We start from the raw sequence: 19,421 nt of genomic DNA on the forward strand, positions 1-19,421 counted from the left end.
TCATTCAGTCATTGCCCCACTCCGCCCGGTAGGGGAAAATGGCCGCCTTTTTCTCAGTACACCCCCGCAGGAGATTCAGCGATGCCCAGCCGTCGTGAGCGAGCCAATGCCATCCGCGCCCTCAGCATGGATGCTGTGCAGAAAGCCAACAGCGGCCACCCGGGTGCCCCGATGGGCATGGCGGACATCGCCGAAGTACTCTGGCGCGACCACTTGAAGCACAGCCCGACCAACCCGCAGTGGGCCGACCGCGACCGCTTCGTGCTGTCCAACGGTCACGGCTCGATGCTGATCTATTCCCTGCTGCACCTGACCGGCTACGACCTGTCCATCGATGACCTGAAGAACTTCCGCCAGCTGCACAGCAAGACCCCGGGTCACCCGGAGTTCGGCTACACCGCCGGCGTCGAGACCACTACCGGCCCGCTGGGCCAGGGGCTGGCCAACGCCGTGGGCTTTGCCCTGGCTGAGAAGGTCATGGCTGCGCAGTTCAACCGTCCAGGCCACGACATCGTCGACCACTTCACCTACGTCTTCATGGGCGACGGCTGCATGATGGAAGGCATCAGCCACGAGGTCTGCTCGCTGGCCGGCACCCTCTCGCTGAACAAGCTGATCGCTTTCTACGATGACAACGGCATCTCCATCGACGGCGAAGTGCACGGCTGGTTCACTGACGACTCCCCACGCCGCTTCGAGTCCTACGGTTGGCAGGTGATCCGCAACGTCAACGGCCATGACGCCGACGAGATCCAGATCGCCCTGGAAACCGCGCGCAAGAGCGACCGCCCGACCCTGATCTGCTGCAAGACCATCATCGGCTTCGGCTCGCCGAACAAGCAGGGCAAGGAAGAATCCCACGGCGCCGCCCTGGGTGACGCCGAGATCGCTCTGACCCGCGAAGCGCTGGGCTGGACGCATGGCCCGTTCGAGATTCCGGCTGATATCTACGCCGAGTGGGACGCCAAGCAGAAGGGCGCCGATGCGGAAAACGAGTGGAACAAGCGCTTCGCTGCCTACGAAACCGAATTCCCGGCACTGGCCGCTGAATTCAAACGCCGCATGGCCGGCGAGCTGCCAGCCGATTTCGCGGAAAAGGCCAGCGAGTTCATCCGTGAAGTCGCTACCAAGGGCGAGACCATCGCCAGCCGCAAAGCCAGCCAGAATTGCCTGAACGCCTTCGGCCCGCTGCTGCCGGAGCTGCTCGGCGGTTCGGCGGACCTGGCCGGCTCCAACCTGACCCTGTGGAAAGGCTGCAAGCCGGTGGTTGCCGAGGATGCATCGGGCAACTACATGTACTACGGCGTGCGCGAGTTCGGCATGGCCGCGATCATGAACGGCGTCGCCCTGCATGGCGGCCTAATCCCCTACGGCGCGACCTTCCTGATGTTCATGGAATACGCCCGTAACGCCGTGCGCATGTCGGCGTTGATGAAGCAACGTGTCATCTACGTCTTTACCCACGATTCCATCGGTCTGGGCGAAGACGGCCCGACCCACCAGCCGATCGAGCAGCTGACCAGCCTACGCACCACGCCGAACCTGGACACCTGGCGCCCGGCGGATACCGTCGAATCTGCCGTCGCCTGGAAGCATGCGGTCGAGCGCAAGGACGGCCCGAGCGCGCTGATCTTCTCGCGTCAGAACCTGCCGTTCCACGTGCGTGACAACGAAACCGAAGCGGCGATCGCCCGCGGCGGCTACATCCTGAAGAACTGCACCGGCGAGCCGGAGCTGATCCTGATCGCGACCGGTTCGGAAGTCAGCCTGGCGGTGCAGGCCGCGGACAAGCTGACCGAACAAGGCCGTAAGGTGCGCGTCGTCTCGATGCCGTGCACCAGCGTGTTCGACAGCCAGGACGCCGCCTACAAGCAGCAGGTTCTGCCGGTGGAAGTGGGTGCGCGCATCGCCATCGAGGCGGCCCATGCAGACTACTGGTACAAGTACGTCGGCCTCGAAGGGCAGATTATCGGCATGACCACCTACGGCGAATCGGCCCCGGCCGGCCAGCTGTTCGAGGAGTTCGGCTTCACCGTCGATAACATCCTCGCGGTAGCCGGAGAGCTGCTGGAAGACTGATACCGCGCAGCGGTGGATGGCTTCGGCCATCCACCTACGTCACGCCACCTTCCGTAGAGTGGAAGACCCGCAACGCGGTTTCCACCGCCAGGATCGATGAATCCAATGGCCAATGCCCGTCCCTATCGCGTCGCCCTCAACGGTTACGGCCGCATCGGTCGCTGTGTGCTGCGTGCCTTCTATGAGCGCGACGCCGCTTTCGATTTTCAGATCGTTGCCCTCAACGACCTGGCCGACATGGCCAGCATCGAATACCTCACCCGTTTCGACTCCACCCATGGCCGCTTTCCCGGCGACGTGGGTGTCGACGGCGATTGCCTGCACCTGAACGGCGATTGCGTAAAAGTGCTGCGCGAATCTACGCCTGAGGCCATCGACTGGCGGGCGCTGGATGTCGACCTCGTCCTTGAGTGCTCCGGCGCCTATAACACCCGTGCAGGCGGTCAGCGTTTCCTTGAGGCCGGTGTGCCACGCGTGCTCTTTTCCCAGCCCATGAGCGGCGCAGCGGATGTCGACGCCACCGTCGTCATGGGCATCAACCACGGCCAGCTGAAAGGCAATGAGCGGCTGGTGTCCAACGCCTCTTGCACCACCAACTGCGGCGTGCCGCTGCTCAAGCTGCTCAACGATTCCATCGGCCTGGACTACGTCTCGATCACCACGATTCACTCGGCCATGAACGATCAGCCGGTGATCGACGCCTATCATCACGATGATCTTCGCCGCACCCGCTCGGCCTTCCAGTCGGTGATACCGGTGTCCACCGGCCTTGCGCGTGGCATCGAACGGCTGCTGCCGGAACTCTCCGGGCGGATTCAGGCCAAAGCGGTGCGGGTGCCGACGGTGAACGTGTCCTGCCTGGACATCACCGTGCAGACCTCGCGTGACACGGATGCGCACAGCGTCAATCGAATCCTGCGCGAAGCCGCCGAATCCGGACCCTTGCACGGCCTGGTGGGCTACACCGAATTGCCGCACGCCAGTTGTGATTTCAACCACGACCCGCATTCGGCGATTGTCGATGGCAGCCTGACGCGCGCCTCCGGCCCGCGGCTGGTGAACCTGCTGGCCTGGTTCGACAACGAGTGGGGATTCGCCAACCGCATGCTCGACGTGGCCGATCACTACTTGCGTGTCGCCAACCGCCACTAACCGGCGGTGGTAACCGGCTCGACGTTTCGCCGTTCTTGAACTTAAGGAAGATCACATGACCGTTTTGAAGATGACCGACCTCGACCTCCAGGGTAAGCGCGTGCTGATCCGCGAGGACCTCAACGTGCCGGTCAAGGATGGCGCGGTAAAAAGTGATGCGCGCATCCTGGCCTCGCTGCCGACCATCAAGCTGGCGCTGGAGAAGGGCGCTGCGGTGCTGGTCTGCTCGCACCTCGGCCGCCCGGATGAGGGCGTCTACAGCGAAGAAGATAGCCTCAAGCCGGTCGCTGACTACCTGGCCAAAGCCCTCGGTCGTGAAGTGCCATTGGTCAAAGACTATTTGGACGGCGTCGACGTGAAAGCGGGCGAGCTGGTGCTGCTGGAAAACGTGCGCTTCAACAAGGGCGAAAAGAAAAACACCGACGAGCTGGCGCAGCAGTACGCGGCGCTCTGCGACGTTTTCGTCATGGATGCTTTCGGCACCGCCCACCGCGCCCAGGGCTCGACCCATGGCGTTGCCAAGTTCGCCAAGGTCGCCTGTGCCGGCCCGCTGCTGGCCGCTGAGCTCGACGCGTTGGGCAAGGCGCTGAAGAGCCCGGCCAAGCCCATGGCGGCCATCGTCGCCGGCTCCAAGGTGTCCACCAAGCTGGACGTGCTCAACAGCCTGAGCCAGGTCTGCGATCAACTGATCGTGGGCGGTGGCATCGCCAATACCTTTCTCGCAGCGGCCGGCTTCCCGGTAGGCAAGTCGCTGTATGAAGCCGATCTGGTCGACACCGCCAAGGCCATCGCGGCCAAGGTCAGCGTGCCGTTGCCGGTGGATGTGGTGGTCGCGAAGGCCTTCGCCGAAGATGCCGAAGCCACCGTCAAGGCGGTGGGCGATGTGGCCGACGACGACATGATCCTGGACATCGGCCCGCAGACCGCGGCCAACTTCGCCGAGCTGTTGAAGTCGTCCAAGACCATTCTGTGGAACGGCCCGGTCGGCGTGTTCGAATTCGACCAGTTCGGCAATGGCACCAAGGTCCTGGCGCAGGCCATCGCCGAAAGTCCGGCGTTCTCCATTGCCGGCGGCGGCGACACCCTGGCGGCGATCGACAAGTACGGCGTGGGCGAGCAGATCTCCTATATCTCCACCGGTGGTGGCGCCTTCCTTGAGTTCGTCGAGGGCAAGGTTTTGCCAGCGGTTGAAGTGCTCGAGCAGCGCGCCGGCTGATTTCTAGCCATACAAGCGCAACGGCAAAAGGCAACCCTACGCAGTCGGTGCTGTCTCTGTTCTGTTCAGACAAGGAATGGAGACTCACCATGCGTCACGTCGCGATTGCGGTATGCCTGCTCGGCTTGGCCGGGTGTGCGGGAAACGGTCCGGATTCGGCCTGCGAAGTGTTCGACCCGCCGCCTGCCCAGAGCCCCACGGCGCAGAACGATCAGCGGGTAGAGATGCAAAGCACCGGCGACCCTACCGCTGGCACCACCGCCGACGTACAGGACTGCCCCTGAACCGAGGCGGCCAAGGCAAGGAGAAGCAATGAAAGGCCTGTTCATTCCCATCACAGCTGCCGTGCTGCTTGGCGGTTGTGGCTACTGGCAGTCTGGTCCCGATGCGCCCTTTGTTCGCTGGAAATGCCAGAGCGCGCAGAACATTGCCTGGCGTTATGCCGACGACGGTCGGCAGGTGGTAGACCTGAAGATCGGTAGCAGCGAAGAGGTTCATACCCTGCGCAAGGAACCAGCCACCCGCGGTGCTTTCTATAGCGATGGCGTAGTGGCCTTCCACGACAAAGGTAACGAAGCGCTGGTCTACCGGATCGCCGACGACAAGCTGCTGGCCCACGGCTGCAGCGCTTCGCTGATTACCCTCTGATTGGCGGCCGCTACCCGAACCCTGTTTTTTAGCGGATGGCTTTTACCCCGTTCGCCACTACAATGCCGCGCCACGTTGCGCGGTGTTTGAATACCGCCAGCCGCTGCGGCAGGCTACAGATGATTAATCGACCCTAACCGGGAGAAAGGAAACCATGGCACTCATCAGCATGCGCCAGATGCTCGACCACGCCGCCGAATTCGGCTATGGCGTGCCGGCTTTCAACGTGAACAACCTCGAGCAGATGCGAGCCATCATGGAAGCGGCCGACAAGACCGACTCCCCGGTGATCGTCCAGGCTTCGGCCGGCGCTCGCAAATACGCTGGCGCGCCGTTCCTGCGCCACCTGATCCTCGCCGCGGTGGAAGAATTCCCGCATATCCCTGTCGTTATGCACCAGGACCACGGCACCAGCCCGGACATCTGCCAGCGCTCGATCCAGCTGGGCTTCAGCTCGGTGATGATGGACGGCTCGCTGAAGGAAGACGGCAAGACGCCGTCGGACTACGAATACAACGTCCGCGTGACCCAGCAGACCGTTGCCTTCGCCCACGCCTGTGGTGTGTCGGTAGAAGGCGAACTGGGTTGCCTGGGTTCGCTGGAAACCGGCATGGCCGGCGAAGAAGACGGCGTCGGCGCCGAAGGCACCCTGGATCACAGCCAGCTGCTGACCGATCCGGAAGAGGCGGCCGACTTCGTGAAAAAGACCAAGGTCGATGCCCTGGCGATCGCCATCGGCACCAGCCACGGCGCCTACAAGTTCACCAAGCCGCCGACCGGCGACACCCTGTCGATCCAGCGCATCAAGGAAATCCACCAGCGCATCCCCGATACCCACCTGGTGATGCACGGCTCCTCCTCGGTCCCGCAGGAGTGGCTGAAAATCATCAACGAGTACGGTGGGGACATTAAAGAAACCTACGGCGTGCCGGTCGAAGAGATCGTCGAAGGCATCAAGTACGGCGTGCGCAAGGTCAATATCGACACCGATCTGCGCCTGGCGTCCACCGGCGCGATTCGTGAATTCATGGCCAAGAACCCCAGCGAGTTCGACCCGCGCAAGTACCTGGCGAAGACCGTAACTGCAATGCGCGACATCTGCATCGCGCGTTACGAGGCCTTCGGCACCGCCGGCAATGCCTCGAAGATCAAGCCGATCTCCTTGGAAGGTATGTTCCAGCGTTATGCCAGCGGCGAGCTGGACCCCAAGGTTCGCTGATTCATCGCGCTAACAACGACGAGCCCGCCCTGTGCGGGCTCGTTGCGTTATGGGGATAGGCGGGTCAGGCGAGCAGCTGGCGGATCTGATCGCGCAAGGTGTCGAGCGAAAAGGGCTTGGCCAGGATCGGCGCGGAGAGGGCGATTTCGCTACCCGACTCGTAGATCTCGATCGGGTAGCCGCTGATAAAGATCAGCTTCATGTCCGGACGCAGCTTGAGCGCCGGTTCGGCGATCATCACGCCTGACACGCCGCCGGGCAGCCGGAAGTCGGTCACCAGCAGGTCGAGCTGCGGCTTGGTCGCAAGGATATCGAAGGCTTCGGTGGCGTCTGCCGCTTCCAGCACCTGATAGCCTTCACTGGCGAGGTAATCGGCCAACAGGGCGCGAATGTGGGGCTCGTCTTCAACGAGCAGGACGACTTTGGCAACGTGGCTCATTGGAGCTTTACTCGGCGTGTTTCAGAGGCGGATCGCTGACGATACTACGCGAACCTCTAGGCGAGGGGTTTGAGCTTCCCAGCCCCATGCAAGTTCAGGGTCGTCGACCATCCGTCAATCGCTCGTTGAGAATTGCCAGGCAATGCCGTTTTTGAGGATTGAAACATGCCAGAACCGAGCACCCGGGAAATCACCGAACGTACGCTCGATGACTACCGTGCCAACGCCGACGCGTTTCGCGAGGGCACGCGCGATCACGATGTCAGCCAGAACATCGAGGCGTTATTGCGGCATATCCGTGGCGAGCCACCGTATCGCATTCTCGATCTGGGATGCGGGCCGGGGCGCGACCTGAAGACCTTCACGGCGCTAGGGCACGTTGCGGTCGGGCTCGACGGCGCGGAGCCGTTCGTTCGTATGGCCCGAGAGGCGACCGGTTGCGAAGTGCTTCACCAGCAGTTCCTGGCGCTGGACCTGCCCGCGGCATCGTTCGATGGGATTTTCGCCAACGCGGTCCTGTTCCATGTGCCAAGCCGAGAATTGAGTGCGGTCTTGAGCAACCTGCATGCGGCACTGCGACCTGAGGGCGTGCTCTTCGCCTCGAACCCGCGCGGCGAGAATCAAGAGGGGTGGAGCGGTGCGCGCTACGGTGCCTGGTACGACTGGCCAGCTTGGCAGCGCTGCATGATCGCAGCGGGGTTCATCGAGTTGGAACATTACTACCGGCCCGCCGGCCTACCGCGCGACCAGCAGCCCTGGCTGGCCAGCGTATGGCGAAAGCGAGCGTTGGCTGGCACAGGGCTCTGAAGGGCTCGCGGCGCCGGCCTGGACATCCCATGCCGGATGCTTCAGCCGTTTCGGTTGCGGCCAGCCCGCATCCCAGAGCCTTCGTCAGGGCAAAGCAGAATGCATGCCGTATCCGGCTTCTTCATGCGTTTTGCATGCAAACATATTGCCATTATGTGACGTAAGTCACTGATTTTAGTGGCCTCGGCTATTCGCTCCGGTTGGCACGAACGGTGCTCCAGCACCGTACGCTGGAAACATAACCGGAGTAACAATAATGATTGCCGCTGATAAAGTTCTCGCTGCCGCGTTCCCCGAATTCGAAGTAGTCACCAAGCCCCGCCCGGATGGCGGGTTGTTGCTCACGCTGCGCAACGACGATCGGGACATCATCAGGCGCGCCCTGTCCCGAGGGCAGACGCAGACCAACATCCAGCTCGAATGGGTGGTCAGCTCGATCCGCCGTGACCTCGCCCTCGAAGCCGGCATGTCGCCCGCTATCGCGCGTCTTCAGAGCCAGAGCCGCACCGGCCTGCCCACCTACGATTACGCCTGACTTGCCTGCGAGGCTCACCCGGTGGGCCTCGCATCCGCTTGACGCTGCCGTCGGCAGCAACGCATGCACCAGTCCGTAGAGCCTGGGCAGCACCCCTGATGAATGATGAGGAAGCCCGCATGAATGCCATCGACCTGTTGATCGAAGACCACGAGACCCTCAAAGACATCCTGTCCCGCCTGAGCGACAGCACCGAACGCGCCGTCAAGACGCGTACCGAGCTGCTGCAGAAGCTGGAAATGGAAGTCTCCATCCACACCCAGATCGAAGAACAGATTCTCTACCCGGCCTACAAGGAAGCCGGCGGCAAGGAGGAGCTGCGGATGTTTCACGAGGCCAAGGAAGAGCATCGGACCGTCGATGCGCTGGTCTTGCCTGACCTGAAAGCAACCGATCCGGCGAGCTACGAATTCACGGGCCGCGTGAAAGTGTGCAAGGAGCTGCTCGAACACCACATCGAGGAAGAGGAAGAGGAAATGTTCCCGCAGGCGCGCGAGTTGTTCGACAAGAGCAAGCTCGAAGAGATGGGCCAGCAGATGGCTGAGCTCAAGACCCGCCTGAAGAAAGAGTTCAACGCACGCAACGCGGCGTGAATGCCTGGGCGGGTCTCGCTTGACCCGCCCGATTGTTGCAGTTGCCCCGCCTGATTTCGGCGCTCGCCGACCTCGCTACATCCCGCTGACCTGTATCAATAATCCAGTCCCGCCGTGCTGCCACGCTTAATGGCTTAGTGCTATCTGTTGGTGTCTGGTCACATGGCTGGTCGCCTACAGGCGGTAGCAGCGGTTCGACGGGGTGGCCATGGACAACAAAATAAAGGCGGTGCTCGATCGCATGGGTCTCGATGCCGAGACCATAGAAACGCGCAAGCGCTTTCTGCAATGGAACGAAGCCGACACGCAGCGCCTCAACGGCCACGCAGCGGCGGTTGAACAGGCGCATCAGCAGTTTATCGAGCGGCTATACGAACACATGGGCCGATTCGACGTGCCGGCCGGGTTGCTGTCCGACCCACAGCGCCTGGCTCGTCTCAAGCGCAAGCAGCAGGAGTATTACCATCGGCTTTGGAGTGGGCCCTACGAGCGCAGCTACGTGGACGACCGCCTGCTTGTCGGGCTGGTGCACCAGCGCGTCGGGGTAGACCTCGAATGGTATATGGGCGCCTATCGACTCTACCTAGGCGAAATGGCCGCGTCGCTGATCGGCGACGCGCCCGGGCGTGAAGCGTTCGACAGCCTGCTCAAGGTCGTCTTCTTCGACATGATTCTGGCGATCGACACCTACACCATGGCGCAGCGCAAAACGCTCGAAGACAGCGAGGCGCGGCTGGCGCGAGCCCTGCGCGGCACCGAAGACGGCATCTGGGACTGGCACATCGACGATGACCAGCTCTACCTGTCCGAGCGTTGGACGGCCATGCTCGGTATACCGGCAGCGGCGAAATACACCAGCGATAGCTGGTTCTCTCGCGTCCACCCCGACGACCTGGCCGGCCTGCGGGAGTCCATCAGCGCGCACCTGAATGGCTGGACCAACGCGCTGGCCCACGAATACCGCATCCGCACCCAGTGCGGCGATTACCTCTGGGTGCTGGTGCGCGGCGTGGTCGAGCAATCGGCACGCAGTGGGCGGCGCATGGCTGGCTCGCAGACCAATATCAGCGCGCGCAAGGTCGCCGAGAGCTGCCTGCAGCACGCCGCTCGACATGATTCACTCACCGGCCTGGCCAATCGGCTACACCTGGACGAGCTGCTCAAGGCACTGCAGCAGCGCGGTGGCACCCGGGCATCGGCATTACTGTTCGTCGATCTGGATCGTTTCAAATTGATCAACGACAGCCTTGGCCATCGCGTCGGCGATCAGGTGCTGGTGGAAGTGGCCAAGCGGCTGGCCTGTTGCATTCGCCCGGGCGACCATCTGGCGCGATTCGGCGGCGACGAGTTCGTCGCATTGCTTGGCGACCTGGCCTGCGCAAGCGATGCCGAGCGGGTCGCTCAGCGAATGCTCAACGCCTTGCGTCGCCCTTTGATGATTGGCGAACGCACCCTCTCATTGAGTGCGAGCATTGGCATCGCGCCGCTGCAGCGCGACGGCAAGCCGCTGGACGCTCTGCAGGCTGCGGACCTTGCGCTTTATCGCGCCAAGGGTGCCGGCAAAGACCAGTTCGCGCTCTATCACGACGGTCTGCAGAGCACCGCGCAGCGCCGACTCGAACTGGAAAGCGCCCTGGCCCCCGCGCTCGCACGGGGCGAGTTCGCGCTGCATTACCAGCCGATTTGCCGCATCGTGGACGGTCGGCCATACCTGGCAGGTGTCGAAGCCCTGCTGCGCTGGTGCCATGACGGGCGACTGGTGGGCCCGCAAGAGTTCATCCCGATCCTTGAAGAGTCGCGCGAGATCGTTCGGGTGGGCGAGTGGGTGCTCCGCGAGGCCTGTACACAGGTGCGCCGCTGGCAGGCCGAAGGGCAGCCCGACCTGCACTGCTCGGTCAATTTGTCGACTCGCCAGTTGCAGCAGCCGGACTTCACGCGCCGCCTCGCCCGGGTCTTGGAGGAGACCGGGCTGTCACCGGCCCATCTCGTACTGGAGATCACCGAGACGCTGCTGATGCAGCAGTGCGACGAAATGCTCGCCGCGCTGCATGGCATCGCCGACCTCGGCGTGCGTCTGGCGCTGGACGACTTCGGTACCGGTTATTGCTCGCTCGGCTATCTCAAACGCTTCCCGCTGCACATCCTCAAGGTCGATCGCAGCTTCATCGCCGGCGTCCCGGACGATGCGGACGCTGCGGTGATCAGCCGAGCCATTATCGGCCTCGGCCATAGCCTCGGGTTGACCGTGGTGGCCGAAGGCGTGGAACAGGTCGCGCAGCTCAGGTTTCTTGGCGAGGAGCGTTGCGGCTATGCGCAGGGCTATCTGTTCGCCCAGCCCTGCACCGCCGGCGAGCTGCAGGTGCGCTTCGGATCGCTGAACGAGCGTCGTGGCGTGGAAGAGGTGCTGCCCTAGCCCCGAGGGACCGTCGGGCGGACGGCGCCAGCAGGGCGGGCACTCAAACACTGTCGCACGGTCAACTTTCACAGAGGATCGATCGATCCGAACGCTGCCGGCTCAGACGCCGGCTCGATTATTTCTGTTGGAGGTTTCCATGCGTCTTGCTTACTTGTCTGCCCCTCTTCTAGGCCTGCTACTTGTTGGTTGCGGCCCGGACGAAGAACGTGAGCGTGAGGCGACACCGCCGCAGCCGACCACCGAGCAGCCCGCCGCTCCGGCCACTGGCACCCCGCCAAGCAATTCCGGTACCACCGGCTCCGGCGCCAACGCCAGCCCGGAAACCAGCACCGGTAGCACCACGGGGATCAACGCAGGCACGGAAGCGGCGGGTGATGTGGAGACCGCTCCCGCCGACAACGGCAGTGGCTTAGGCACCCAGTCTGGGGCAGGTACTGCGCCGAACACCACCGGTACCGGAACGGGCGCAGCCCAGTAACCGCTCACCGCATGAGGTGTCGCAGCCGCCGCACCTCAATCCGAGGAGGATTTAGATGACTAAGCGTTTATATGCTGCCGCACTGGCGCTACCCATTGCTGCGGCTCTAGCGGCCTGTTCACCGGACGACGAGCGTTCCGCAATGGAGAACAACGAGCGCAACCAGCAGGAATTCCAGAACACCGCGACCGACCCGGCCGGCCCGCGCGAGGTTTCGCCGCCGTCCAACCTGTCCAACGAATAGGCCGGGCGCTTATTCGGCTTCAGCAGGTTCAGACGTGTTGCGCAGCTGCGTAGCCCGACGCCCATGCCCATTGAAAGTTGAAGCCGCCGAGGTGCCCGGTTACGTCCAGCACCTCGCCTACGAAATACAGCCCAGCCGCTTTTTGCGATTCCATTGTTTTCGACGACACCTCACGTGTGTCCACCCCGCCCAGCGTAACTTCCGCGGTGCGGTAACCCTCCGTGCCTGCCGGCACCAATTGCCAGCAGGCGAGCTGACCGGCAACGGCGTCGAGCTCCGCCTTGGTGTACTGCTTCAGCGGCCGCGACTCAAACCAGTATTCGGCCAGCAGTGTGGCCATCTTGCGCGTGAACAATTCGCCCAGCAGCGTCTTCAGCTCAGTGTTCGGCCGCTCCTGGCGCTGCGAGTCGAGCCAGGTGGGCAGGTCGAGGTGGGGCAGGAGGTTGATTTCCACGGTATCGCCCGGCCGCCAATAGGACGACACCTGCAGGATGGCTGGGCCAGAGAGACCGCGGTGGGTGAAAAGGATGTTCTCGCGAAAGCTCTGACCGTTGCAGCTTACCAGGCAGTCCTCAACGGAGGTCCCGGACAGCGCTTCGCACATGGCTTTGAGCTGCGGTTCGGTGATCGTGAAAGGAACCAGCCCGGCACGGGTCGGCAGCACGTTGTGGCCAAACTGCCGCGCCACCTGATACCCGAAGCCAGTCGCCCCCAACGTCGGGATCGACAATCCACCGGTGGCGATCACCAGCGACTGGCAAGCAACTTCGCCGACGTCGCTCTGCAGATGGAACCCGTCCGCAGCCTGCTCGATGCCGGTCACCGCTGTATCCAGGCGCAGGTCGACATCGGCCTGGCGACACTCATCGAGCAGCATGCCGAGGATGTCGCTGGCCTTGTTGTCGCAGAACAGCTGGCCGAGTTTCTTTTCGTGATACGGGATGCCGTGGCGGCTGACCAGGTCGATGAAGTCCCATTGGGTGTAACGGGCCAGCGCGGACTTGCAGAAGTGCGAGTTGCCGGAAAGGAAATTGGCCGGCTCGGTGTAGAGGTTGGTGAAATTGCAGCGACCGCCGCCGGACATGAGAATTTTCTTGCCGGCCTTGTTCGCGTGGTCGAGCAGCAGCACCCCGCGCCCACGGGCGGCCGCCGTGAACGCGCACATCAGACCTGCCGCGCCCGCGCCTATGATCACCACATCCGTTTGCAACACGGCCACCTCGGTCAGGTCTGGAAAACGCGGCATGGTACTCCGGGCTCAGTACAACTGCAGCAACGGCGCGAGCCGGCTAGCGGATCGACTGCTTCAACGCCGCTTCATGTGCTTTGCTCATGAGAGCGGCCATTTGCCATGAGGTTTCGGCGTGAGGGTAAAAATGCAGGTGCTGTTGCTCATTGCATTGCTGGGCAGCACCTCGGTAACTGCCGAGGTGCTGCGTTTGGCGGGCAATGCCTGGCCGCCGTATACGGATCAGAGGCTGCTTCATTCCGGCCTGTCCGTGGATTTGATCACGACTGCACTGGGGCGGGCCGGTTATGAGGTGCGCTATACCGAAGTGCCATGGGAGCGGGCATTGCGGGGTCTGGAAAGCGGGAGTTACGACCTTATCAATGGGTGGCCGTCCGAAAGCCGCGCTCGTTTCACAGCCGTATCCCGCCCCTTCCTGACCAACCGCATGCGATGGGTACAGCGTGCCGAGGACGACGTCCCGGCGGACGGACTCCACAGCCTGGAGGGCTACGCTATCGCTCTGAACCGCGGCTATGCCTACGGTGAGGAGCTGACCCACAACGCTCGACTGAGCATCGGCTACACCACCAACTTCCTGCAGGCGGCGCGCATGCTCGTGGCGGGCCGCGTGGATTTGACCCTCGAGGATGAACGCACTGCGCAGTTTCATTTCGATCGCGAACTGGCGGATGTCAGCGATCAGCTGAGTTTTCTCCCCGGCGAATATCTCGCGCTGGACCTGTCGCTCGTGGTGCGCAAAAACCATCCATATCAGGCGCAGATCATCGAGGCGTTCAACCATGAGATGGGCGAGATGCTTGAAGACGGCACTTACGCGGCGATTTTCGCTCGCCACGGCCTTCCGGTGCCGGCACAGCTGCCTTGACGCTACGGCGGCGCTTGGCGTAGAAGGTGGGCGACCATACCTCGCAAGGGTGCGAGTTGTCGGCAGATGAGGCCGAGTTGCGTCTGCAACAACCGGTGTGCGTCATCCATCTCTTCCGGCGCTTGCTCCAATTGTTGGGCCAGCGCTTCCTCCGCCTCGCTGTAGACGGCGACCGTCTGGTTCTCCTGCAGCGCCTTCGCCAGTTCATCCAGGCTACCGGCCAGGCGCGCCGCGGCATCCTCGAGCAGCTCGTCGCGGGCATCGTCCGGCAGGCTTTCGCGATGGGCGCCCAGGCCCGAGAGGTAATTGAGCAACGTGTGCGAGAGGATCAGGAACCGGAAGCCGGTTTCGGCCTCCTTCCTAAAATGGCCAGGCTCGAGCAACATGTTCGCCAGTGTGGTCGACAGCGCCGCATCGGCGTTGTGCGCATTACGCCGGGCCAGGCGGTACGCGAGGTCGTCGCGCTTGCCGCTCTCGTACTGCGCCATGATCTGCCGCAGGTAGTCGGCACTGCGGGCGAGCGTGTTCGCCACCACCTGGTTGAGCCGTCGCCCTTGCCAATCCGGCAGGATGAGAAACACCGCTGCGGCGGCGATCAGGCTACCCAATAGCGTATCGATCAGGCGCGGCCAGAACAGGCCATACCCGTCGCCAACCTGATTGAAGCAGAACAGCACCAACAGAGTGATCGCCGCGGTTGCCAAGGTGTAGCGGCTGCTGCGCGTGGCGAAGAACACCACGCCGGCGATCACCGCGAACAGCGCTTGCACTTGCTGGCTGGGGAAGAGATCGAACAGCGCCCAGCCGACGCCCAGCCCAAGTGCCGTTCCGGTAATGCGCTGCACCAGCTTGATCCGCGTCGCGCCGTAGTTCGGCTGGCAGACGAAAACGGTCGTCAGCAGCACCCAGTAGCCCTGTTCCGGGTGGATGGTGTGCAGCACCGCATAGCCAGCCAGCAGGGCGACGCTCATGCGCAGGGCGTGGCGAAACAGCAGTGAGGTGGGCGTCAATTGCAGGCGGATACGGCCGAGCGCGTCGCGCAGCGATTGTGGGTCGCGATCGAGCAGGCTGCTGTCCTGCTCACCTTCGAGCGCATCGGGATTGCTCGCGCTCGCCAGCTGGCGCTGCATGTTGGCGAGGTTGCCGGAAAGCGCACGTAGCGACCGCAGCAGCCCGCGCCAGGCCGGGTTGCTCTGCAAGCGCAGGTGCTCGAGGGAGGCCTCCAGATCCGCCAGCGCCTGGGCATTCGCCTCGCTGTAACGAAAAGGCTGACGCAGCTGGACGGCCCCGGCCAGCTCGGCACAGGCGACGCTTTGCAGGCGCAGCAGGCGGCCGCAGCGAAACAGCACGTCACTGTGAAAGAACGCCTCGGCCAGAGCCTGATAGGGATAGTGCGACGAGCTGACCCGCTCGTGAAGGTCTTGTGCGAGGAAGTACAGCTTCAGGTAGTGGTTGATGCGCACGCCCGGGCGGCCGTTACCCAGGCGGTGCAGCAAGGTTTCCTTCGTCGCGTTCAGCGCACTGACGACACGGCCGTTCTGCCGGGCAAGCTCCAGGCGCCGCTCTTCTACATCCAGCTGGCGCACCGGCTCGAACAGCGCGGCCTTCAACTTGAAGTACTGGCCCAGCTCGCGATAGAGACGGGCCAGGCTGTGCTGCACCGGCTGATGGGCGAAAAGAGCGTTCCAGGCGATCGATAGCAGACCGTACCAGGCTGCCCCAGCGAGCAGCAGCAGCGGATCTCGCCAGGGGTGAAGCACCTCGCCGCCGCGCTGGTCGGCGGCGATCATGCTGTAGATGGAGAGGATGAGCGTTGCCTGCGCGATGGTCGCATAGCGCTCACCGAGCGCGCCCAGCATCACCAGGCAGAACGTGGCCCCAGCCATGGCGGCGGCGAACAGCAAAGGGTAGGGGAACAGCAATTTCACCGACACGGCCGCGATACTGAAGCAGAACAGTGTTACCAGCAGCGCGGACAACCGGCCCAGCCAGCTGTCGTCGGTTTCCGCCAGGGCGCTTGCGATGATCCCCAGGAACAGCGGAATGACCATCGATGGCTCGGCCATATACCAGCTGAGGCCCATGCTCGAGGCGAGCGCGATGGCGACCCGCAGGCTGTAGCCGAACTTGTCCTGTGCCCAGAGGCGCCGCAGGGAGTGGCTGAGCGAGGGTGAACGCATGGGAGGGTCCGGGCGGCTGATGGAGAAACGGATTGGACGCGGTTCAGATGACGGCGTCACGACGAACGCAGCAAAGCTTATACCGACCGTTGGTCCCGTATCACCGGAACGAAACCGCATGTTCATCGAATAGCCGTATTTGACTGGCTTCATTCATGCCGCCCCTCCCACCAAACTTATAAACAGAGGACACCGCATGAACCGTGAACATGATGCCAGCCGCCGCAATCTGCTCAAGGGTGGCGCCGTTGCCGCTGTAGTCGCTACCACCCCGTTCCTCGGTACGTTGCAGGCCTTCGCCGCGCGCAATGCCCAGGGCCGCAACGCTGGCGTCGTGCGCAGCAGCTACGGCCCGCTGCGCCCGACGCGGGACCTGTCTACAGGCCTTCAACTGCTGCAGCTGCCAGACGGTTTCCAGTACAAGAGCTTCTCCTGGACCGGCGACATGATGGAGAACGGCCAACCAGTACCCACCTCTCACGACGGGATGGGGGTCATCGGCGTGCGCCGCGGCGCCAAAGGCCCGGAAATCGTGCTGGTACGCAACCATGAAGCCGGCACCGGCAACCTGATCGAAGCCAACGGCATCTATGACGGTGTCACCTTGTCGAATGGCCAGCGCCCGGCCGGCGGCACTACCAACCTGTATTTCTCTCGCGGCATCGACCAGCCGGTGCGCACCGTGCCCAGCCTGGGTGGCACTCGCACCAATTGTGCGGGTGGCGTCACGCCCTGGGGTACCTGGCTGTCTTGCGAGGAAACCACAGCCGACTACAGCAGCGTGGGTGGTCGTGCGCACGGCTATGTCTTCGAAGTTACCGCTGACCCGGCGCTGACCACCGGCCAGCCGATCGTGCAAATGGGGCGCTTCGCCCACGAAGCGGTCGCCGTCGACCCGCGCAACAGCTATGTTTACCTGACCGAAGATGCCCGCAACCGCGCGGGCTACTACCGCTATATCCCCACCGATGCCAGCCAGCAGCCAGGTTCGCTGGCCGCTGGCGGTATTCTCCAGGCCGCGCGGGTACGCAACCGCGACCTGGTCGACCTGCACGCACCCAGCCAGGGTGACAGCTACCAGCTCGAGTGGGTCGAAATCGCGAACCCGGACCTCGAACCGCAGCCCGAAGGCAGCGGCCCGTTCGCCCAGTCGCGTCGTTCTGGCGGGCTGAGCATGAGCCGCGGCGAAGGCATCTGGTTCAGTGAAGGCAAGCTCTACATCGTCGACACCAGCGCCGGCACCGACGCTCAGGGCCGCGCTGGCTACGGGCGCGGCGCGGTGTGGGTGCATGATCTGGCGACCGATCGCCTGACCTGCATCTTCGCCTCGACCGACGCGGAGATTGCCAATAACCCGGATAACGTCACAGTCAGCCCGCGAGGCGGCGTGCTGCTCTGCGAAGACGGTGGCGGCGTGCAGGATATGTACGGTTTCGGTGAACGACTGCTGGGCCTGACAGACGCGGGCGAGGCCTACATTTTTGCCAAGAACAATGTGGTCTTCGATGACGTCCAGGCCGCTGCGGCGGGCAAGAAGGTCTCCGGTGGCGACTACCGCAACCGCGAATTCTGCGGTGCCTGCTTCGACCCGACCGGGCACTTCCTGTTCGTCAACATCCAGACCCCGGGCATCACCTTCGCGATCTGGGGTCCCTGGGCGCGCGGCTCTCTGTAACCCACGCTTTGGCGAACCGAGCGACAAGGATGTCGTCCGGCTCGCCGCTCGCTTCGATGCCTAGAACGAGGCGAACCGCTCTACGGAACGGGCAATCCGTTTCGCAGCGAGCCTGCACGAGGACCCGGCAGGCTCGTTAATTCTCGACTGACTTAAAGCGTGCGAACTTTCAGCGAGCGTCCCTTGATCTTGCCCGCATTGAGGCGATTCAAAGCCTGCTTGGCGACCGCTCGCTCGACGGCAACGAACGCTTGGAAATCGAAGATCGCAATCTTGCCGACCTGGTTGCCGGGAATTCCCGCATCGCCCGTCAGCGCACCGAGGATGTCGCCGGGCCTCAGCTTGTCCTTGCGGCCGGCGCCGATGCACAGCGTAACCATGGGCGGCTGCAGCGGCTCCCCTGGCTGGGCTTTCAGTTCGCTCAACGGCTGCCAGTTGAGCGGTGCCTTTTGTCGATCCTCGATGGCCTGGGCGCGGTGGGCTTCGGCCGGGGCGACGAGGCTGATAGCGATGCCTTTCTTGCCGGCCCGACCGGTACGCCCCACGCGGTGAATGTGAATCTCTGAATCGCGTGCCAACTCGACGTTGATCACCATATCCAGCGCGTCGATATCGAGGCCCCGGGCGGCCACATCGGTGGCGACCAATACCGAAAGGCTGCGGTTGGCAAACATGGCGAGCACCTGGTCGCGGTCGCGCTGTTCCAGGTCGCCGTTCAATGCCATGGCCGAGATGCCTTTTGCCGTAAGGGCATCAACCAGTTCCTGGCATTGCTGTTTGGTAAAGCAGAAGGCTACGCAGGTCTCCGGGCGGAAGCTCGCAAGGACACGAATGACCGCTTGCATGCGATCCACGGGATCGATTTCGTAGAAGCGCTGCTCGATCTGCGCATCGTCATGCAGGGCTTCGACCTTGACCTGCTGTGGGTCTCGCATGAAGGTCGATGCCAGCTGCTTGATCCCGGCGGGGTAGGTCGCCGAAAACAGCAGTGTCTGCCGCTTGCTTGGGGTCTGCCCGATGATCTCGGCAATGGCGTCATAGAACCCCATGTCGAGCATGCGGTCGGCTTCGTCTAGGACCAGCTTGTTAAGGCCGTCGAGTTTGAGGGAGCCCTTTTTCAAGTGTTCCTGGACGCGCCCCGGTGTGCCGACGATCACGTGGGCGCCGTGTTCCAGCGAGCCGATCTGCGGGCCGATAGAGACGCCGCCGCAAAGGGTGAGAATCTTGATGTTGTCTGCCGCACGTGCCAGCCGGCGCAGTTCCTTGGCGACCTGATCAGCCAGCTCACGCGTCGGGCACAGCACCAGTGCCTGGCAGCCGAAATAGCGCGGGTTGAGCGGCTCCAGCAATGCGATCCCGAAGGCGGCCGTCTTGCCGCTGCCGGTCTTGGCCTGCGCGATGAGGTCCATGCCCTTGAGCATGACCGGCAGGCTTTGCGCCTGAATTGGCGTCATCTCGGCGTAGCCGAGCGCATCCAGATTGGCCAGCGTGGCGGGGCTGAGGGGAAGAGTGGCGAAGGCTGTACTGGGCACGGTCGTGGTCTGCGTAAAAAAGTGACGCGCAGTCTAACAGGCGGGTGGTCTCGAGGCGTGCCGCCTGAACCCCGGCAGCGCGGGCGGAACG

The 19,421-nt window shown here is 63.3% G+C and carries 18 protein-coding genes; 14 read left to right on the forward strand and 4 right to left on the reverse strand.

Annotation, left to right across the window (positions count from 1 at the left end):
• Positions 1–81: 81 nt before the first annotated feature.
• The 6 genes from tkt (at position 82) to fba (ending at position 6,314) form a co-directional block, all read left to right on the forward strand.
• Positions 82–2,079: a transketolase gene (gene tkt, locus M1D78_RS01845; protein ID WP_437422259.1), complete on the forward strand. Its 1,998-nt coding sequence runs from the start codon at positions 82–84 to the stop codon at positions 2,077–2,079.
• A 105-nt stretch (positions 2,080–2,184) separates the two neighbouring features.
• A complete protein-coding gene (gene epd / locus M1D78_RS01850) occupies positions 2,185–3,231 on the forward strand; it encodes an erythrose-4-phosphate dehydrogenase (RefSeq protein ID WP_437422258.1) in 1,047 nt (348 codons plus the stop codon).
• A gap of 55 nt (positions 3,232–3,286) precedes the next feature.
• The gene (locus tag M1D78_RS01855; protein ID WP_437422257.1) at positions 3,287–4,447 is read left to right on the forward strand and encodes a phosphoglycerate kinase; all 1,161 of its coding nucleotides are present in this window, start codon (positions 3,287–3,289) and stop codon (positions 4,445–4,447) included.
• 89 nt (positions 4,448–4,536) lie between these two features.
• Positions 4,537–4,731 (forward strand): hypothetical protein, encoded by a 195-nt coding sequence (locus tag M1D78_RS01860; RefSeq protein WP_437422256.1) that lies wholly within the window; start codon positions 4,537–4,539, stop codon positions 4,729–4,731.
• A 28-nt stretch (positions 4,732–4,759) separates the two neighbouring features.
• Complete coding sequence (locus M1D78_RS01865; RefSeq protein WP_437422255.1) at positions 4,760–5,095, forward strand: MliC family protein; 336 nt, start codon at positions 4,760–4,762, stop codon at positions 5,093–5,095.
• Between the two features lie 154 nt (positions 5,096–5,249).
• The gene (fba, locus tag M1D78_RS01870; protein WP_437422254.1) at positions 5,250–6,314 is read left to right on the forward strand and encodes a class II fructose-bisphosphate aldolase; all 1,065 of its coding nucleotides are present in this window, start codon (positions 5,250–5,252) and stop codon (positions 6,312–6,314) included.
• Positions 6,315–6,378: 64 nt separating this feature from the next.
• Here the strand turns inward: fba and M1D78_RS01875 are convergent, their stop codons facing one another.
• Positions 6,379–6,753, reverse strand: coding sequence for a response regulator (locus M1D78_RS01875; protein ID WP_437422253.1), 375 nt, complete (start codon positions 6,751–6,753; stop codon positions 6,379–6,381).
• Between the two features lie 165 nt (positions 6,754–6,918).
• Between M1D78_RS01875 and M1D78_RS01880 the strand changes: the two genes are divergently transcribed.
• The 6 genes from M1D78_RS01880 (at position 6,919) to M1D78_RS01905 (ending at position 11,826) form a co-directional block, all read left to right on the forward strand.
• Positions 6,919–7,560, forward strand: a complete 642-nt coding sequence (locus tag M1D78_RS01880) for a class I SAM-dependent methyltransferase (RefSeq protein ID WP_437422252.1) — start codon at positions 6,919–6,921, stop codon at positions 7,558–7,560.
• Positions 7,561–7,816: 256 nt separating this feature from the next.
• On the forward strand, positions 7,817–8,095 hold the full coding sequence (locus M1D78_RS01885; protein ID WP_437422251.1) for a DUF3509 domain-containing protein: 279 nt from the start codon (positions 7,817–7,819) through the stop codon (positions 8,093–8,095).
• Positions 8,096–8,214: 119 nt separating this feature from the next.
• Complete coding sequence (locus tag M1D78_RS01890) at positions 8,215–8,688, forward strand: hemerythrin domain-containing protein (protein WP_437422250.1); 474 nt, start codon at positions 8,215–8,217, stop codon at positions 8,686–8,688.
• A 208-nt stretch (positions 8,689–8,896) separates the two neighbouring features.
• Positions 8,897–11,101 carry a putative bifunctional diguanylate cyclase/phosphodiesterase gene (locus M1D78_RS01895; protein WP_437422249.1) on the forward strand — a complete coding sequence of 735 codons (2,205 nt, stop codon included), beginning with the start codon at positions 8,897–8,899 and terminating at the stop codon, positions 11,099–11,101.
• 139 nt (positions 11,102–11,240) lie between these two features.
• Positions 11,241–11,582 (forward strand): hypothetical protein, encoded by a 342-nt coding sequence (locus M1D78_RS01900; RefSeq protein WP_437422248.1) that lies wholly within the window; start codon positions 11,241–11,243, stop codon positions 11,580–11,582.
• A gap of 55 nt (positions 11,583–11,637) precedes the next feature.
• On the forward strand, positions 11,638–11,826 hold the full coding sequence (locus tag M1D78_RS01905; RefSeq protein ID WP_437422247.1) for a hypothetical protein: 189 nt from the start codon (positions 11,638–11,640) through the stop codon (positions 11,824–11,826).
• Between the two features lie 28 nt (positions 11,827–11,854).
• Here the strand turns inward: M1D78_RS01905 and M1D78_RS01910 are convergent, their stop codons facing one another.
• A complete protein-coding gene (locus M1D78_RS01910; protein WP_437422512.1) occupies positions 11,855–13,039 on the reverse strand; it encodes a BaiN/RdsA family NAD(P)/FAD-dependent oxidoreductase in 1,185 nt (394 codons plus the stop codon).
• 163 nt (positions 13,040–13,202) lie between these two features.
• Between M1D78_RS01910 and M1D78_RS01915 the strand changes: the two genes are divergently transcribed.
• Positions 13,203–13,943, forward strand: a complete 741-nt coding sequence (locus M1D78_RS01915) for a substrate-binding periplasmic protein (RefSeq protein WP_437422246.1) — start codon at positions 13,203–13,205, stop codon at positions 13,941–13,943.
• Positions 13,944–13,945: 2 nt separating this feature from the next.
• Here the strand turns inward: M1D78_RS01915 and yccS are convergent, their stop codons facing one another.
• Entirely contained in the window at positions 13,946–16,123 is a 2,178-nt protein-coding gene (gene yccS / locus M1D78_RS01920) for a YccS family putative transporter (protein WP_437422245.1), read from the reverse strand.
• 196 nt (positions 16,124–16,319) lie between these two features.
• Between yccS and M1D78_RS01925 the strand changes: the two genes are divergently transcribed.
• Positions 16,320–17,798, forward strand: a complete 1,479-nt coding sequence (locus tag M1D78_RS01925; protein WP_437422244.1) for a PhoX family protein — start codon at positions 16,320–16,322, stop codon at positions 17,796–17,798.
• 152 nt (positions 17,799–17,950) lie between these two features.
• Here the strand turns inward: M1D78_RS01925 and dbpA are convergent, their stop codons facing one another.
• Positions 17,951–19,330, reverse strand: a complete 1,380-nt coding sequence (dbpA, locus tag M1D78_RS01930; protein WP_437422243.1) for an ATP-dependent RNA helicase DbpA — start codon at positions 19,328–19,330, stop codon at positions 17,951–17,953.
• Positions 19,331–19,421 lie beyond the last annotated feature (91 nt).

The sequence above is a fragment of the Pseudomonas sp. SA195 genome (assembly GCF_054131565.1).

Coding starts and splice junctions, on each gene's coding strand:
- tkt (WP_437422259.1), top strand. CDS start 82: ATGCCCAGCCGTCGTGAGCGAGCCAATGCCATCCGCGCCCTCAGCATG.
- epd (WP_437422258.1), top strand. CDS start 2,185: ATGGCCAATGCCCGTCCCTATCGCGTCGCCCTCAACGGTTACGGCCGC.
- M1D78_RS01855 (WP_437422257.1), top strand. CDS start 3,287: ATGACCGTTTTGAAGATGACCGACCTCGACCTCCAGGGTAAGCGCGTG.
- M1D78_RS01860 (WP_437422256.1), top strand. CDS start 4,537: ATGCGTCACGTCGCGATTGCGGTATGCCTGCTCGGCTTGGCCGGGTGT.
- M1D78_RS01865 (WP_437422255.1), top strand. CDS start 4,760: ATGAAAGGCCTGTTCATTCCCATCACAGCTGCCGTGCTGCTTGGCGGT.
- fba (WP_437422254.1), top strand. CDS start 5,250: ATGGCACTCATCAGCATGCGCCAGATGCTCGACCACGCCGCCGAATTC.
- M1D78_RS01875 (WP_437422253.1), bottom strand. CDS start 6,753: ATGAGCCACGTTGCCAAAGTCGTCCTGCTCGTTGAAGACGAGCCCCAC.
- M1D78_RS01880 (WP_437422252.1), top strand. CDS start 6,919: ATGCCAGAACCGAGCACCCGGGAAATCACCGAACGTACGCTCGATGAC.
- M1D78_RS01885 (WP_437422251.1), top strand. CDS start 7,817: ATGATTGCCGCTGATAAAGTTCTCGCTGCCGCGTTCCCCGAATTCGAA.
- M1D78_RS01890 (WP_437422250.1), top strand. CDS start 8,215: ATGAATGCCATCGACCTGTTGATCGAAGACCACGAGACCCTCAAAGAC.
- M1D78_RS01895 (WP_437422249.1), top strand. CDS start 8,897: ATGGACAACAAAATAAAGGCGGTGCTCGATCGCATGGGTCTCGATGCC.
- M1D78_RS01900 (WP_437422248.1), top strand. CDS start 11,241: ATGCGTCTTGCTTACTTGTCTGCCCCTCTTCTAGGCCTGCTACTTGTT.
- M1D78_RS01905 (WP_437422247.1), top strand. CDS start 11,638: ATGACTAAGCGTTTATATGCTGCCGCACTGGCGCTACCCATTGCTGCG.
- M1D78_RS01915 (WP_437422246.1), top strand. CDS start 13,203: ATGCAGGTGCTGTTGCTCATTGCATTGCTGGGCAGCACCTCGGTAACT.
- yccS (WP_437422245.1), bottom strand. CDS start 16,123: ATGCGTTCACCCTCGCTCAGCCACTCCCTGCGGCGCCTCTGGGCACAG.
- M1D78_RS01925 (WP_437422244.1), top strand. CDS start 16,320: ATGAACCGTGAACATGATGCCAGCCGCCGCAATCTGCTCAAGGGTGGC.